Source organism: Mastigocoleus testarum BC008 (genome assembly GCF_001456025.1).
Classification (GTDB): domain Bacteria; phylum Cyanobacteriota; class Cyanobacteriia; order Cyanobacteriales; family Nostocaceae; genus Mastigocoleus; species Mastigocoleus testarum.
The window spans coordinates 1-16,204 of the sequence record NZ_LMTZ01000019.1 but is presented as its reverse complement, the minus strand read 5'-3'; the positions used below and the strand labels follow the sequence as shown (position 1 = coordinate 16,204).

Below are 16,204 nucleotides of genomic sequence, written 5' to 3'. Positions count from 1 at the left end.
GCTAACCATTAGTTACTGGTCATCAAACAAATGATAAATGACAAATAAAAAAGGATGAAGAACAAATGAGTTCTTATCAACAATCAAATGAAAATCAGTCCGTAGCTGCAGAGTTATGCACCCCACTACCCTATCGGCGTCAGTTGTTCAGTAATGGGATGAACTCTATAGCTTTGATTTTTTCTCTCCTAGCATTACTTCCTCTCATCTCGCTAGTGTGGGAAATTTTACTGAGGGGTTTACCCAATCTCAAGCCAGAGTTATTCTACTCATCATTTATTGATGGTGGATTCGCTAACGCTATTATTGGTACCATCACAATGGTTGCGATCGCATCAGTATTGAGTATTCCTTGTGGAGTCATGACAGGAATATTCTTAGCTGAATTCGGTCAACAAAGTTCTGCTGCTCGCTTAGTTCGCTTTATTGCAACTATTTTGACTGGGGTTCCTTCAATCGTTGTCGGTGTTTTTGCTTACGGTGCAGTTGTTTTAACCACAACTCAATGGACAAACGGACAATATAGTTTCAGCGCCTTTGCTGGTGGTTTCGCTCTAGGGGTAATTATGCTACCGGTTATTACCCTGACAACAGAAGAAGTATTGAAACTAATTCCTAAACCTTTACGCCTAGCATCTGCAGCTTTAGGTGGAACTACTTTTCAAACCACATCTCGGGTTTTACTTCCTGCAGGAATACCTGGAATTACTACCGGTATTTTACTTGCGGTCGCCCGTGCAGCAGGTGAAACAGCACCACTGATTTTTACAGCTTTGTTTAGCTTTTATTGGTCAGAAGGAATATTCAAAGAAACAGCATCATTACCGGTATTGATTTTTAACTTCTTTACCGATGACGATCCAAAAATTGTTGAACTAGTCTGGACAGCTTCTATTGTTCTTGTTGGATTAGTATTATTCTTCAACCTCCTTTCTCGCATCGTTACGCGCCGCAAATAAAACCCGAATATTAAGCCAGATAGTTGATTTTCCTACAGATTCCCCAAGCATGAATAACTTAGTTCCAGCTATCAGAGTCAAAAATCTCAGCTTTTTCTACGGCACTTTCAAAGCTCTTGAAGGTGTTTCAATGGATATTTACCGAAATAAAGTTACAGCATTAATCGGTTCTAGCGGTTGCGGTAAATCCACTTTTATCAAATCTCTGAATCGAATTAGCGAATTAGAAGCTGATGTCACAATCGAAGGAAGTGTAGAATTTTTTGGTCAAAATATCTACAGTCGGCGCGTTAACTTAAATCGCCTTCGTCGCCAGATTGGGATGGTATTCCAAAAGCCAAATCTTTTCCCCATGAGCATTTATGACAATGTTGCTTATGGTTTAAGAATAGAATCATGGCGTCCCAAATCTGAATTAGATGAGATTGTCGAGTCTGCCATTAGAGGCGCAGCTTTATGGAATGAAGTCAAGGATAAATTACACAAATCAGCCCTAGGTCTTTCTGGAGGACAACAACAGCGTCTCTGTATCGCCAGAGCTTTAGCGGTTAAACCCAGAGTTCTATTAATGGATGAACCTTGTTCCGCTCTCGATCCTCTTTCAACAATGAAAGTAGAAGAACTGATTGACAGCTTGCGTGACGATTTCACAATTGTTATTGTTACCCACAATATGCAGCAAGCAAGACGTGTCTCTGACTTTACAGCTTTCTTTAGCACCGATGAAAGTCGTATTGGTCAGATGATCGAATTCGGTTCCACAGAACAAATTTTCACCAATCCTCTCGATCAACGTACCCGCGACTATGTTGAAGGACGCTTCGGTTAAATAGGAGCAAAGTGTTAATTACATGATTTTATTTCAGGGTGTAGCTCCTCTAATAATTCTTCACTGGAATTATTTGGGTTAAATAAATATGGAATTTTAAATAATACAAGATTTAAACAATACCCAATTTAAAGTAATATAAACATATCATATAGTAACCATTGATTTTGCATATATATTATTTGATTATATTGTTCAATTATCAACCGAAAGGGTGAACCAAAGACCTGGGTGAATTTAGTAAAATATGAATGATTATAAGGTTTTCAAGATTTTCTATCCTTCCTGGGTGCCTTATTGTCAGAAGACCTTTGTAAACATAAAACTCACTAAATAAAATCCACCAAGAAAAAGTAAATCAAATATCGCTCTTCCATTATTCACATGAGGTGAAACTTACAACCTGTAAAATCCCTGACATAGAATGGTCAAGGTCAACATGATTCCACATGAATACGGAACTGAATACCTATAATTTCTTATTTCGCGCCCGATGATGGAAGAGCGATAGCGGCTAAAACACTCCTAAGTCATTACTTAAGAAATCACACTTTACAGCATAGTTTTGCTCTGTTAAGTCCCGTTGCACTAACAGGATTTAGAAGGCAGAAGGCATAAGTGGAACACTGTTTGCAAGCGCTTTATAGCGTTTTAGGCGTATTTCATTTACTTGCAATTTGCTATATATCTACGAGTTGTCCGAACTAGAAAACCATCGTATCTGTTTCAGAGTAAGCCACGATAGCGAATAAACACCAAAATCACTGCCCAGCTTCCCAGAGCCACCTTAATTGCAACCAAGATGTTGAAAAGGGGAAGAAGACCACCACTAATAAGTGCACCTAATTCTCCATGTGGTAATTCGACTCCACACAAAGTAATAACTGATAAAACAATGAAAAGCAATACCGAAAGCTTTTCCCATGTTGCAGCACGCCAGCGCTGATAGATATTCTGCATCCACTCGGAACTGGAAGTGATTGCAACTAGTCCAATTGCTGTTCCACCTGCTACCCCAGCAGAAAAACCACCACCAGGACTCAAATGTCCTCTAATTGCCAATTCAATACCCACCAATGCAGCAATAATAGCTCCCAAACGAGCCAGAACTATGGAAGGCTCATCGGTGAATTGATAGATAGTACAGGATGGCTTTTCATTGGCTAGCAAATACTTTGCTCCCAAAATTGCGATCGTAAAAACTACTACTTCAAAAATCGTATCGTATAATCGGTTGCGGAAAATAATCCCCGATACAGCGTTAGGAACTCCACTATCCTGTGCAACTAATTGAGCAATTGATGTTTCTAATGGCTCACTTACCGGATCGGGCATTACTAACATTTTGACGAACAGCGCTATCCCTGCTAACACATAAACCCATTTCATTAGTGCTTCTCCTCAGTTGCGCTGACATAGGTAAGATTTATTTCTGATGATGAAAGCTCTGCTTTCATAATTTCATAGAGACGTTGAACCCTGGTTGCGGTGCAATATTGCGTTGCGGTAATCAGTCCTCCATGATCTTGACCATTATATTCTGGTAAAGACTGGGGAGCAAAGGTCGTATGGACATCTTTATCCATCAGCGCTCGCTGCAAAGCCTTTGGATTTGTGTAATGAACTAGCTCGACTCGCATATGGTGTTTACTAAAAATGTTTCTCAAGTCAGCAACTAGCTCCCCTAAATGTTCTGAATCACCCCCTGCATCAATTGAATCACTTGTGAGTACCCCCAGACGCATTACTAAGGATGAACGCACTGCCACTGCATAGAGAGTAACTGCCAATAGAGTACCTACTAATGCTTCGGTTAAAGCTACATCTGGCGCTCCCAAAACTGCATATACTAAAGCTGCGATCGCTCCCAATACACCCCTCAAGAGCAAAGCATGGTAGGGATTAACCTGAAATATAAGCATGCATGCAGACAATGGTAACAGGGCAACAATGACATAAATGTAAAGGTCGATACTGTTATTCATTACTTCTCCCAGTAGTAGAACAATACGCCAACACATACCCCAGCACTGTGTTCCAAATTGCCAAAGAAATTATGGCAAGAACTAGCAACGGCCATTCATTGGGTATTTTTATTAGCAATCCGACTGTGATACTCATAGAGCCAAGGGTATCTGCGACTGAAAGACTATGCAACTTGAATAGTACAGAACGCTTACCAAGCAGCGGAAATGTCCCCCAGAACCAGAAAACTATTCCAATACCGATGAAGGTATAACTAAGAATGTCCAACATCATTAATTTAATCTTCTTATGACATGTGCTAGCAACATTAAGGAGGCATTTCCCACACTCAAGATGATTACCCCACCAAGACCGATCATCCAATCATCTCGCAAGATAGATACAACCAAAATCATAATTGATGTTTTACTGGCGATACTGGAAAACGCTAAAGTTGTTTGCCAAATATCATCATCTTTCCAAGCTTCGTACATGGGGATGAGGAGAGCCAAAATCATCACCATCAGTACTATATGCAGGTTCATGAAGCTTTCCTCCGTTTTACCCAATGTACCTCATACCAACCTTTTTCGTGATATTTCAAAACAATGGTCTTAGGTGTAAAGGTGATTATAAACACATCCAAAAAAATCAAACCTGGTGTCCGTCCTGGTCGAACTCGCTCTAGAGTTACATCCTCGTGTTGATGAGGGAATAACATGATTTGTAGTGCTTCAAAATATGCTTGGGGAATCGCTACTAGAGCTTCACCTATAGCTCGGAGCCAATCTTTTAATGTTCCCGGACTTTTGAGGCGTCCCGGTAATAAAAGAGCGACGCTAACACCAATAATAATATTTGCTACACTCAGATTGGCGGTGAGCAGAAACCAAATAACTAGTCGCAATATCAGATTTAGATATCCAATCATGCAAATACCATCCAAAAGACTAGGATTAACATCAAACTCATGCCACCAATGAGGTGATCGAATTCTTCCTGTATGCGTGGAAGTTTGATAGCTGAACGTCGGAAAATTAAGAAATATGCTAACCAACCAAGGGCAATTGTTACCAAGGGCTTGATGATGTTCTTCACGGTGTATGCGTCATAATATGCCACATTAGCCACAAAGAGACCGCCAAGCAAGATTGCCATTGCTACCCAGTAACCAAATTTTGGCATTTCTCCCCTACCATTCTCTCCTGAAGCATGGGGCAAAAATATAAATTTGGCAAATGATATTGCTGTTCCAAGAGCTGCAATATTCATACCGATAATTTGCCAAGGTACCAAATTTTTCATTGTTAATACCTTTGCTCCAAAACCGGATAACAAAGGGAAACCCGATATGGAAAAACTGGCTATAACTAAAGCAATCCAGACTGGGGTAAGAATTGGCAGACTTCTAAGTTCTTTCAGGTTTCGGCTAGGTAAAGAACCTGCGGTGAGGAAAAGCGCTGATTTCACTAGACCATGGGTTAGGGCATAAAAACCACCTACCTTTGGTGCTGCAAGAACAAAGCCCAACTGGGAAACGGTGTGAAACGCCAACATCCGCTTGGTGTCTTTTTCAAAAACAGCATAGCAAACTCCGAGAACTGCTGTACCAACACCGAATATCCGGACAATAGGGTCTACCTGTTCAACCATCAAAGCACAGCGTACTAGGGGATATACACCTGCTTTGACTACAACTCCTGACAGTAAGGCTGACACTGGTGACTCTGATTCTGAGTGGGTCAAAGGTAACCACAACCCGGAGACAAAGATTCCTCCCTTTGTTAGTAGCCCCATAAATATTAGAGCCTGGGCTTCAATTGGCGCTCTGCTAAGACCATCAAAAGCAAACGAATTATTTGCTTGATATACCAGCACTGCACCAACCAGATAAAACAGCATAGCTGTGTTACTGACAAATAGATAGCGCAAACCGACCCAAATTGACCGTTCAGTTCTGGGATAGGCAATCAGGAGAAATGCAGCAACACCGATTACCTCTAATGCTACATACAAACTCATAAAATCTGCACAGATAAAAGCAGCATTTACACTGCCATGCAGAATTGTGGCCTGCATATAAAAAAAGGGAGTTCTACCTGTGTTCCAGCAATAGATAATGACTGCCGCGCTCACCAGAGCATTGGTCAAAATGAAGTAACCACTCAACTGGTCAATCGCTAATGTGACACCAAAATTATCTAGCAAATTTAGCGTCATTAACGATTGGTTATAACCAAATCCTAGAGAACCATTGACAAATAACTGCAACGCATATGCTCCGGAGGCAAGAGCCATGAAGAATGCAAGATATCGGTCTAGTTTGGGGAGTAAATAAATAACAAACCCCAGACAAAATGGTAGGGCGATCCATGTAATTGTAATAGTAGTCATGGGGTATTGTTCTTTTCGATCTCCTTGCTTTCCAACGTTGGATTATCCCGTGCTAGTTTCATGACACCAACTAGAATTAAAGCTTGAATAGAGAAGCCAATCACAATTGCTGTCAATATAACTGCCTGAGGGACTGGATCCGCATAAGGGACATCTTTACTTGATGACAGTACGGGCGTAAATAAACCTTCTCGTGATGCGACCATCACGTAATAGCTAATCACTCCTGTACTCATGACATCCATAGAGATGATTTTCATCACCAGATTTTTTTTCAGGATGATCCCAAAAAAACCGCACAATATAGTTGCAAATACACATGCTTCCAACACGGGAATTACCTATTGGGTAAGTAAGAGTTAGTTACAATTATACGTGAAAGAGTACACAATTTCCGACTAGTTACTTGATTTATTGTGTGAGTTTTTACAAGTCATTTGGTATTTATATATATTTATGACTTTTTTTCAAATGTTGCTTATAAAACAAAAGTTTATGAAAATGTCTATCGAAATCATCCATAAACTTAGATACTAGTGGAAACCCGTAAATAGGAAAACTTTTTTGCCTGACAGAATATACTTTTATTGATGTTACTATTAAATGAATCTCAGTGAAAATAACGTTTATTTGTTCGCAATTATTTTTAACTAACTTAAGGTCTGTCAAAAATTTTACAAATACTCCAAAACATCGAGTCGAACTCTAATGAAATGTTACATTGCCAGAGAATTAGTTATAGTTTTTCTGAAATTTTATGGATGTTCGATTTCAACAATTCCACTCAATAATTGCTGGCAAATAAACAGTGAAAACTATTGATGAAGCCTCCAAGCACTTAAGATTATGCTTGGGTATTAATTATGTTTGAGGATAAAGGCTTTTTCTCTATGGGGATGGAGCTGATGCATCAAATCTGGTGATTTGAATTTATTTTCTCTCAAAAAATTTGTAGAGACGTTACATGTAACGTCTCTAGATACCAGCTTAAATCAAACTTATTAGTACTACTAATCTATCAATTCAAAGATACGGAGTGACATAAGGCAAAGTTTATGGTATAGCGACCTCTTAAAGGATGTGCTGGTTTTGAGAAAACTATTATCTCTTTCCTTTGGGTTTAATGGTTAATATTTAACTATAAACCAAGTCGAGTTAATACGATAGAGTACTACAGTATCTTATTGGTTGAAATCCTAAATTTAGTTTTTCAATCATGCCAATATCATCCAGAAGAGTGCAACTAACATCAAACTCATGCCACCTACAAGATGCTCAAATTTTTCGACCACAGAGGGTACTTCGAAATCAAGCCGCCGAAAAATGAAAAAGTATGTCAACCAACCTCCACCAATGGTAGCAAGGGCTTTTGCGATATTAGTGACTGTATATGCCTGAAAAGTTCCTATATTAGCAAGCAACATTCCACCGATTAATAGAGCTGCAGCAGGCCAAAAACCAGCTCTGACTGTGTCTTTCCCGTTGTTGGGCAAAAAGATAAATTTGGCATACACAACTGCAGTTCCCACTGCTGCAACATTCATCACAATTTCTTGCCAGGATTCTAGATTTTTTGCGGTTAACATTTTGGCTCCGAAGCCAACTAATAAGGGAAAACCAGATACAGAAAGGCTAGCAATAACTAAAGTAATCCAGAGCCATCTATTTGTTGGTTTCTCCTGAAGTTCTGTGAAATTTCGACTGGGCAAAATACCGGCAATCAAGAAAATAGTTGCTTTTACTAACCCGTGGGCTAATGCATATAAACCACCTACTGCAGGTGCAGATAGGATAAAACCCAACTGAGAAATAGTGCTCAGGGCTAGGGTGCGTTTAGTATCTTTTTCAAAGATTGCGTAAAATGCTCCTAATAATGCTGTTCCAACTCCAAAAATTCTGATGATGGGGTCTATCTCTTCTACCAGTAGCGCGCAACGTAGTAATGGATAAACACCTGCTTTGACTACAACTCCTGATAGCAAAGCCGAAACTGGCGATTCTGATTCAGAGTGGGTCAGTGGTAGCCATAATCCTGAAACAAAGATTCCTCCTTTTGTTAACAGTCCCATTAAGATTAAAGCCTGGGCTTCGATTGGCGCATTACCTAAACCTTCAAAAATAAAGGAATTATTTGCTTGATATACTAGTAGAGCACCTACCAAATAAAACAGCATAGCTGTATTGCTAATAAATAAATAGCGCAAGCCAACCCAAATAGATCTATCGGAACGAGGGTAGGTTATCAAGAGAAATGCAGCAATACCTATAACTTCTAAAGCTACATATAAACTGAGAAAATCTGCACAGATAAACGCGGAATTAAGGCTACCATGCAGAAATATAGCCTGCATATAAAAGAAAGCCGATCTACCTGTGTTCCAACAGTAAAGAATAACCGCTGCAGTTACCAGAGCATTCGTCAATATAAAGTAACCACTTAATTGATCGACAGCTAAGGTGACGCCAAAATTATCTAGCAGTTGTAATCTCAGTGATTCTTGGTTGATGAGTATCTGCAAAGCATATACGCTGGAGACTAAAGTCATTCCCAGCGCTAAAAATCGGTCGATTTTCGGGATTAGATAAATGACAAACCCCACAAAAAGAGGCAGGGCAATCCACGTAATCGTAATATTATTCATGGGGTATTGTTATTTTCGAGTTCCTTGCTTTCCAAATGTCGGATTATCCCGTGCCAATTTCATTGCATGACAATTTTATTGTGGGAACGATTCGTGACCTGTTGATTTCATCAGATGACAATTATATAGTGGGCTCACTTCATAGTTTGATGACTTCATGACATCAACTAAACTCAGAACTTAGCGATAAAAGCCAAGCCAGTAGCGCCCACTACCATCATAAAGATAAAAAATTACTACCTGAAGAATTAAATCAGCATTACTGGGCTTTCGCTCGCCTGAATTTCGAACGCCTAAAATGAGCGGTGCAAACAAACCCTATGGTAATGCAATCAATGTCGATGGGCTAAGCAGCTTTTGACTTGCGACATCCATAGAAATAATCTTCATGAACAGGCTCTTTTCCAGGATAACGCCGAAAAATTCGCACAATATTTGTAATTGCAAATACACATGCTTCCAACACGGGAATTACCTATTTCCTAAGTAAGAGTTAGTTACAATTATATGTGAAATGGTACACAGTTTATAACAATCAACCTGATTCATTGTATTATTTTTATAAATGATTTAGGTTTCATATACATTTCTTAAAATTTACCAAATGTTGCTTATGAAACACAAAGTCGTCCAAAAGTATAGCGAAATTATCTATTGAAATCGGGTTACGATAGATTTTCGATGAAATAAATCAGAATTTTGCAAATATTTTCTACTTGTACTAACTATCAAAATTAAACTAAGTTTAATTGAAAATCAAACATTTATTAATCATCATTTTCTACTATTTGAGACAAGTAAAAAAGTTTACAAGTTTTTGTAGATTTTTAGTGATATATGTCTAATGATTATTATTCTCAGAAGATTAATCATAATTTTTTGGGATTAATAGGCATAATTAAAATCCAAAAGTTTGCCCAAAAATATCAGCAAATTAATTGCACAATTCTACCTATAAATCCTTGAAGTAGTTATTGCGACCTTTTATTCGCAGGTTTTTGGTCTCCCAAATAGTGTGAATATTACGGCGGATATCGTTGCTTACGCATATTTGGAATGGGATGGTTACCCTCAAAACATAACTAATGTTTTGGGTTTCTATTAATCTGAGATTGAAAGAAAGTATACCAGGAGACGAACATTATATTTCTATCTCCTAAGATAGTTCACAGCCCTTGCTTCATGTGTTGTCTAGTGATCGTCTAGCAATGGAGAAATAAGTTGAGATTTTACATGTCAACTCTGAGTTTGTAAACGCGAATCAAAGAGCAAGCGATCGCAATCCTTTAGTTGTAACTTTATCAATTCCACCAGAAAATATGGATTCTAACCAAATCAAACTAAGCAAACTTGGTACATTTACTAGTGAAGAGGGTGCAGAAATTGTCGCCCACGATCCGACAACACAGCGTTTATTTGTTACTACTGGCGATACGATTGAATTAATTGATATCACAGATCCTAAGAACCCAAAAAAAGTAAGCGATATTGACGATATTGATGTCACTTATATCGGTGGTGGTGCTAATAGCGTTGCGGTTAAAAACGGTATCGTCGCTGTTGCTGTTGAAGGGAAGACCAAACAAGATAACGGTAAAGTTGCTTTCTACAATACAAATGGTGAACTTCAAAGTTTAGTTACAGTTGGTCCTCTTCCCGATATGCTTACCTTTACTCCAGATGGGATGAAGGTAATCGTAGCTAATGAGGGCGAACCAAATGATGCATATGATAATGACCCAGAAGGTTCCATCAGCATTATCGATATTTCTGGTGGAGTTGGTATTTTAACTGATGCAAATGTAACTACTGCTGGTTTTGCTGGTTTTAACGACCAAAAGCAAGCATTGATTGATAAAGGTGTACGTATTTTTGGACCTAATGCTACTGTTGCTCAAGATCTAGAGCCAGAATACATCGCGGTTTCTCCAGATGGTTCAACAGCATTTGTTACTCTACAAGAAAATAATGCTGTTGCGGTGGTAGACATTGCAAATGGGACTGTAAAGGATGTATTACCTTTGGGTGAAAAAGACCACAATCAAGCTGGTAATGAATTTGATGCTAGCAACAAAGACGATAAAATTGACATCAAGAATCATCCTGTATTTGGATTATATCAGCCGGATGCAATTGATAGCTTTGAAGTTGGTGGTAAGACTTACTACATTACTGCTAATGAAGGGGATGCAAGGGATTATAAGGGTTTCAGCGAAGAAAAAAGAGTTAAAGATTTAACACTTGACCCCACCGTTTTCCCAGACGCTGCGACCTTACAAGAAAATGAAAATCTTGGTCGTCTTAAAACTACTAATACTTTGGGTGATTTGGATGGAGATGGTGATTTTGATAAAATCTTCAGCTACGGTGGTCGTTCCTTCTCTATCTGGGATGAATTTGGTAACCAGGTCTTTGACAGCGGCGATCAAATCGCGAAGATTCTTGAAAAACAGACTCCAGATTTATTTAATGCAGATTTTGATGACGACGACAAATTCAAAGACGCAGATGGAAATTTCGACTTCAGTGACACGAGTCCAAGTTTTAAAAAAGATGGTCGTTCCGATGATAAAGGTGCTGAACCCGAGTCTGTAACCGTCGGTAAAATTAACGGTAAACCCTACGGTTTCGTTGGTTTAGAGCGTGCTGGTGGTGGAGTACTAGTTTATGACTTAAGCAAACCCACTGCACCTGAATTTGTTCAGTATATTCGTACTGAAGGTGATGTTGCTCCCGAAGGATTGAAATTTATCGCCCCTTTTGACAGTCCTACTGGAAATCCTGTACTAGCTGTTGCGAATGAGGTAAGCAAAACCACCACCCTCTATGATATTGAAGTTCCTGACTACACTTTGCAAATTCTCCACGCTTCTGACTTGGAGGGTGGTGTAGATGCAATTGACAGCGCAGCAAACTTCGCTGCAATTGTTGATAAATTCGAAGACGAAGTTGAAAACAGCATTACCCTTTCTGCTGGTGACAACTACATTCCCGGACCATTCTTCGGTGCTGCTGGCGATCGCTCTTTGCGTACTCCTCTAAAAGAGTTTTACCAAGAGTTTTTCAACGAAGCTGGTTTAACCAACATTCGTGAAGATGTCGGTCGCGTTGATATGTCAATTATGAACGTAATTGGCTTCGACGCTTCAGCGGTTGGAAACCATGAATTCGATGCTGGTACTAATGCTTTTGGCGATATCATCGGTACTGATATTCGTGGGAATACTTTAGGAGATGCTCGCTGGTTGGGCGCTCAGTTCCCTTATCTCAGCGCGAACTTAGATTTCTCTAGTGATAGCAATCTTGCTGATTTATATACTGAAGAAATCTTACCCAACACAGATTTCCAATCTCTCCCCACCGATTTAGATGCTGCAGCAAAAGCACCTAAAATTGCTCCTGCAACAATCATTGAAGAAAATGGCGAAAAAATTGGTGTTGTTGGTGCGACAACTCAATTAGTAGAAACTATTTCTTCTACTGGTAGTGTTGATGTCATTGACCCAGAATCCAATAACATGGCTGAATTAGCAAAAATTCTTCAGCCCACTATTGATAAACTGACTGCTGATGGTATTAACAAAGTTATTGTAGTCAGTCACTTACAACAAATTACTCTGGAAAAAGAATTAATTGGTTTACTTTCTGGAGTAGACGTAATTATTGCTGGAGGTTCCGATACACTCCAAGCGGATAGTAACGACCGCTTACGGGAAGGAGATACCGCAGCGGAAGATTATCCTTTCCAAACTAAGAATAAAGATGGTGACCCTGCAGTTATTGTCAGTACCAATGGAGAATATTCCTACGTCGGTCGCTTAGTTGTTGATTTTGATGTTCAAGGAAAAGTTATTCTTGACAGCATTGACGAAAATGTCAGCGGTGCTTATGCTACCGACGACCAAGGTGTTACTGATGTCTATGGTGCAGACGCTGCAAATGCATTCGCTGAAGGCTCTAAAGGTACACAAGTTAAAGCCTTGACCGACGCAGTTGAAGCTGTAGTTACAGCAAATGATGGGATTATCTTCGGTAAAAGTGATGTTTTCTTAGAAGGAAGACGCTCAGAAGTTCGTACCCAAGAAACTAACTTGGGTAACTTAACTGCTGATGCAAATTTAGCTGCGGCGAAGAAAGCTGATAATTCAGTAGTAATATCCATTAAAAATGGTGGCGGTATCAGATCTGAAATTGGTAGTGTAGATGGTACCACCGGTGACTTAGGAACAACTCTAGCGAACCTAGAAGCTGGTAAGAACGCAGGAGATATTTCTCAATTAGACCTAGAAAATTCTCTCCGCTTCAACAACGGTTTAACTCTATTAACTGTAACTGCTCAACAACTCCTTGATATTATTGAGCATGGTGTAGCAGATAGTGGAGACAGACAAACCCCTGGACGTTTTCCCCAGGTCAGTGGTTTAGCATTCAGTTTTGATGATGACTCACCTGCTGGCGATCGTGTACAATCCTTGGCTGTTAAGGATGAAAATGGTAATTTACTCGACGTCATTGCTGAAAATGGTGAATTAGTAGGTGATGCTAGTCGCACTTTCCGTATTGTTACTTTGAACTTCTTAGCTAATGGTGGTGATGATTATCCTTTCCCTGATGGAGAAAGTGCAAACCGTGTAGACTTAGTCGTAGATGGTGCAGAACGTACTGGTCTTGCAACTGCTGCTGATGATGGTTCTGAACAAGATGCTTTAGCTGAGTACTTACTTGAGAACTTCTCGACTGAACCCTTCAATGTTGCTGATGTATCACCAGTAGAAGACACACGGATTCAAAATCTTGATTTCCGTGAAGACAGTGTGATACCTACGACCAACGAAATCATCAACAATTTAAACCAAACACCAATTGCAACTCAAAATAATGGTGATACCGAAGTTGAACTAATTAACCTCAATGGTTTAACCGGTAAGGTGAAAGTTGATTACATCATCAGTAGGGAAGCTGACTTCGATAACGAAGTTTACTTCTACAAAATTGATGATATTACAGGTAATGTTGGTGGTGTTGGTGTTGATAATGCAGGATATCTGCAAAATGCTTTAGACAACATTATTTCTCCAGTATTTTCTACCAGTGACGATGGTGTAGAAATTGGAAGTGTTGAACTTGAAGCTGGTTCCTTAATTGCACCTTTAATTATTGCGAATAATACTTTAGCAGCAGCAGAAAACGGTAACGCAAATGTTTACTTCACTTTCCCTGGAGCAGTAGGTGGTGATGGTTTTGACCACATTACAAAACTGAGCAATCGCACCTTCGGTTTTGAAGATTTACCCAACGGTGGCGATCAAGACTTTAACGATATTACGATTACAATTGATAGCTTTAGCGTCTAATTAGACTTTTGAGTGTAGATCGAATATTAACTCAATATGAATTCTCAATCATAGATTAAATAACAAAAACCTGGAGCGATGATTTGTTCCAGGTTTTTCTATTATATAGATTTTAAGATTAGTTTTTTACCAGATTAATTTAAGATTAATTTTATAAGCAATCCTCTGTCGGTAGGATCTGCAAATGGAGAAGAGATAGCTGTCAAATATTCTTAAAGTCTTGAGATCTAAAATATTTTGAAGTCTGAAATATTTTGAACTTTAAAAAGTTAAGGTTCCTTTCTCTTGGAGAATCAGCTTTTTACCTTTGTAAACTTGCAGTTCACCATCTTCTGTAACTCTATATAGATGATTTCCATTACGAAACTCATAACCGATAAACTGACATGGTGTAACGCCATCTGCACAACTTCTGTGAAGCGTTTTACCTGTTAAACGAATAGAATCGCCTGTATTGAGGTTTTTACCAACATATTTGACATTGTCGCAAGCTATATACCCTTCAGGACAGTTTCTTGTAATCTTGACCCTAAAATTTTTGGTCTGTAAAGTTTCTGCACTAGCAACATCTACCTTGAGTGCAACAGCAAAAGTTGATAGTAAGCATAGGGGAAGAATAGATTTTTTGATATTCATCAAATTCATTTTCTCTTTATTAGATTTAACTCAAAAATTTAGCTATTAAATACATACACGTAAATTAATCTAATTTCCAAAGAAACAACTCATAAATTTATGGGCTTTAAATTTATAGGTTTATAAACCTATAGGTTTACAGACTTACAGATTTCTGAACCCATAGAATTTGGCTTTTTCTTACTCTTGACGATGTTGATAATATATGGTTGGCAGAAAATATTAATTCAAGGCTGCAAGTTTATTTTTTTTAGTTTATAATGATTGTGAAACAAAAAGTATAAAAGATACCATCCCTAGTTCGGCTTACGTAATCAGTAAAACAGCTGCAGATATGCATGTGGATACATTGGTATGATTTTTGTGTTCCTCTGTGGTGTGTAAAGCTAGAATACAGTACTGATGTAAAAATGTAGCAGTTTGTTTGATGTTATAAATCAATACAGAGAGTGCAAGAGCTATTCATACAACAATACAAGGATTTTAATAGTACAAATAATTGAATATTTTTGTTACAAATCAGATCATACCTACGATATTATGTTTGCAAAAAATATTGTAAGTATAAGACTAAACTTGATTATTAATTTTTTAGTAATAAAATTAGATGAACAAGTATTTATTAACTTGCATAATATAACTATTGTTAATGTAAAACTAATTTTTATTAGTACGAGTAAAATACTATTTTTTACGCGTTTTGTAAAGTGTTTATAACAATTTAAAATTATGTTTGTAAGATTAATATTAAGAATTACAGTTTTCCTAAAAATCTGTATTAATTATATTTTGAATTACATTACTCATATGCAAAAAATAATATAAATATTATTTACGAAATTTATGTTTAAAAAAAGTAAAGTTAGAAAACCACCTTTTATAATTCATAAATGTCGCGTGCTTATAGATTCTGAGTGTTCAACAGCAGGAATTAGGAGTCGACTTACTCCATTTTTAAATGAATCAGAAATTCATATTCTGGAAGGTAAAAATCTACGTAGGGAAATAAGGAAAGGTAATCCTGTCATAGAACTTAAAACAACGAATGGTACTTGGCAAGTCAAGAATATTGGGAAGAGAAATGGACGTTATTTATGGGACTTATATTTCTTTTCTTACTATTGTATTTTGGTATAGTTAAAAATGAATTTTTATTTAATAATTTTCAAATTAATTTGAATTTAGCTTTATTACTATCGAATTGACTGATTTGGTACTTGCTTAATTGAATTTATAGGTGTTTGCTGATTTAAATAATCTTAAACCAAATTAATATTAAATTAAATAAACCCGATTTTTATTCCAAATAGATCGGGTTTTTTATTGATTATATGTACATAATACCAATTCTCTATGAAGATGCATATAATAATGCTTCATAAAATAGAGCTTCAAGGATAAAATCATAGCTTGTCAAAGAAGAGA

At 37.9% G+C, this 16,204-nt stretch carries 13 protein-coding genes; 4 read left to right on the top strand and 9 right to left on the bottom strand.

Annotated features, from left to right (window positions below):
• Positions 1–65: 65 nt before the first annotated feature.
• Together pstA and pstB are read left to right on the top strand one after the other, a co-directional pair.
• Positions 66–959: a phosphate ABC transporter permease PstA gene (gene pstA / locus BC008_RS04735; protein ID WP_027843202.1), complete on the top strand. Its 894-nt coding sequence runs from the start codon at positions 66–68 to the stop codon at positions 957–959.
• 49 nt (positions 960–1,008) lie between these two features.
• The gene (gene pstB / locus BC008_RS04730; RefSeq protein WP_027843203.1) at positions 1,009–1,788 is read left to right on the top strand and encodes a phosphate ABC transporter ATP-binding protein PstB; all 780 of its coding nucleotides are present in this window, start codon (positions 1,009–1,011) and stop codon (positions 1,786–1,788) included.
• A 726-nt stretch (positions 1,789–2,514) separates the two neighbouring features.
• On the opposite strand, the gene BC008_RS04725 is transcribed toward pstB, so the two are convergent.
• From BC008_RS04725 to BC008_RS04690, 8 genes are all read right to left on the bottom strand, one after another.
• The gene (locus BC008_RS04725) at positions 2,515–3,177 is read right to left on the bottom strand and encodes a Na(+)/H(+) antiporter subunit B (protein ID WP_027843204.1); all 663 of its coding nucleotides are present in this window, start codon (positions 3,175–3,177) and stop codon (positions 2,515–2,517) included.
• Positions 3,177–3,773 (bottom strand): DUF4040 domain-containing protein, encoded by a 597-nt coding sequence (locus BC008_RS04720; RefSeq protein WP_027843205.1) that lies wholly within the window; start codon positions 3,771–3,773, stop codon positions 3,177–3,179. Before BC008_RS04720 ends, BC008_RS04725 begins: the two co-directional genes overlap by 1 nt.
• A complete protein-coding gene (locus BC008_RS04715) occupies positions 3,766–4,044 on the bottom strand; it encodes a monovalent cation/H(+) antiporter subunit G (protein WP_027843206.1) in 279 nt (92 codons plus the stop codon). The genes BC008_RS04720 and BC008_RS04715 overlap by 8 nt, the downstream gene beginning before the upstream one ends.
• 2 nt (positions 4,045–4,046) lie before the next feature.
• Positions 4,047–4,298, bottom strand: a complete 252-nt coding sequence (locus BC008_RS04710; RefSeq protein ID WP_036265323.1) for a hypothetical protein — start codon at positions 4,296–4,298, stop codon at positions 4,047–4,049.
• A complete protein-coding gene (locus BC008_RS04705; protein ID WP_027843208.1) occupies positions 4,295–4,684 on the bottom strand; it encodes a Na+/H+ antiporter subunit E in 390 nt (129 codons plus the stop codon). Before BC008_RS04705 ends, BC008_RS04710 begins: the two co-directional genes overlap by 4 nt.
• Complete coding sequence (locus BC008_RS04700; protein WP_027843209.1) at positions 4,681–6,147, bottom strand: cation:proton antiporter; 1,467 nt, start codon at positions 6,145–6,147, stop codon at positions 4,681–4,683. Before BC008_RS04700 ends, BC008_RS04705 begins: the two co-directional genes overlap by 4 nt.
• The gene (locus BC008_RS04695; protein WP_027843210.1) at positions 6,144–6,479 is read right to left on the bottom strand and encodes a cation:proton antiporter subunit C; all 336 of its coding nucleotides are present in this window, start codon (positions 6,477–6,479) and stop codon (positions 6,144–6,146) included. The genes BC008_RS04700 and BC008_RS04695 overlap by 4 nt, the downstream gene beginning before the upstream one ends.
• An 882-nt stretch (positions 6,480–7,361) precedes the next feature.
• Complete coding sequence (locus BC008_RS04690) at positions 7,362–8,789, bottom strand: cation:proton antiporter (protein WP_027845541.1); 1,428 nt, start codon at positions 8,787–8,789, stop codon at positions 7,362–7,364.
• 1,319 nt (positions 8,790–10,108) lie between these two features.
• On the opposite strand from BC008_RS04690, the gene BC008_RS04685 reads away from it, so the two are divergent.
• Positions 10,109–14,143 (top strand): choice-of-anchor I family protein, encoded by a 4,035-nt coding sequence (locus tag BC008_RS04685; protein WP_036267368.1) that lies wholly within the window; start codon positions 10,109–10,111, stop codon positions 14,141–14,143.
• Positions 14,144–14,404: 261 nt separating this feature from the next.
• Here the strand turns inward: BC008_RS04685 and BC008_RS04680 are convergent, their stop codons facing one another.
• Positions 14,405–14,779: a hypothetical protein gene (locus BC008_RS04680; RefSeq protein WP_036267369.1), complete on the bottom strand. Its 375-nt coding sequence runs from the start codon at positions 14,777–14,779 to the stop codon at positions 14,405–14,407.
• A gap of 843 nt (positions 14,780–15,622) precedes the next feature.
• On the opposite strand from BC008_RS04680, the gene BC008_RS04675 reads away from it, so the two are divergent.
• Positions 15,623–15,916 (top strand): hypothetical protein, encoded by a 294-nt coding sequence (locus tag BC008_RS04675; protein ID WP_058183245.1) that lies wholly within the window; start codon positions 15,623–15,625, stop codon positions 15,914–15,916.
• The last annotated feature ends 288 nt before the right edge of the window (positions 15,917–16,204 follow it).

What these genes read in the sequence shown, in the direction of transcription:
- pstA (WP_027843202.1), top strand. Translation starts at nt 66, where the DNA reads ATGAGTTCTTATCAACAATCAAATGAAAATCAGTCCGTAGCTGCAGAG.
- pstB (WP_027843203.1), top strand. Translation starts at nt 1,009, where the DNA reads ATGAATAACTTAGTTCCAGCTATCAGAGTCAAAAATCTCAGCTTTTTC.
- BC008_RS04725 (WP_027843204.1), bottom strand. Translation starts at nt 3,177, where the DNA reads ATGAAATGGGTTTATGTGTTAGCAGGGATAGCGCTGTTCGTCAAAATG.
- BC008_RS04720 (WP_027843205.1), bottom strand. Translation starts at nt 3,773, where the DNA reads ATGAATAACAGTATCGACCTTTACATTTATGTCATTGTTGCCCTGTTA.
- BC008_RS04715 (WP_027843206.1), bottom strand. Translation starts at nt 4,044, where the DNA reads ATGTTGGACATTCTTAGTTATACCTTCATCGGTATTGGAATAGTTTTC.
- BC008_RS04710 (WP_036265323.1), bottom strand. Translation starts at nt 4,298, where the DNA reads ATGAACCTGCATATAGTACTGATGGTGATGATTTTGGCTCTCCTCATC.
- BC008_RS04705 (WP_027843208.1), bottom strand. Translation starts at nt 4,684, where the DNA reads ATGATTGGATATCTAAATCTGATATTGCGACTAGTTATTTGGTTTCTG.
- BC008_RS04700 (WP_027843209.1), bottom strand. Translation starts at nt 6,147, where the DNA reads ATGACTACTATTACAATTACATGGATCGCCCTACCATTTTGTCTGGGG.
- BC008_RS04690 (WP_027845541.1), bottom strand. Translation starts at nt 8,789, where the DNA reads ATGAATAATATTACGATTACGTGGATTGCCCTGCCTCTTTTTGTGGGG.
- BC008_RS04685 (WP_036267368.1), top strand. Translation starts at nt 10,109, where the DNA reads ATGGATTCTAACCAAATCAAACTAAGCAAACTTGGTACATTTACTAGT.
- BC008_RS04680 (WP_036267369.1), bottom strand. Translation starts at nt 14,779, where the DNA reads ATGAATATCAAAAAATCTATTCTTCCCCTATGCTTACTATCAACTTTT.
- BC008_RS04675 (WP_058183245.1), top strand. Translation starts at nt 15,623, where the DNA reads ATGTTTAAAAAAAGTAAAGTTAGAAAACCACCTTTTATAATTCATAAA.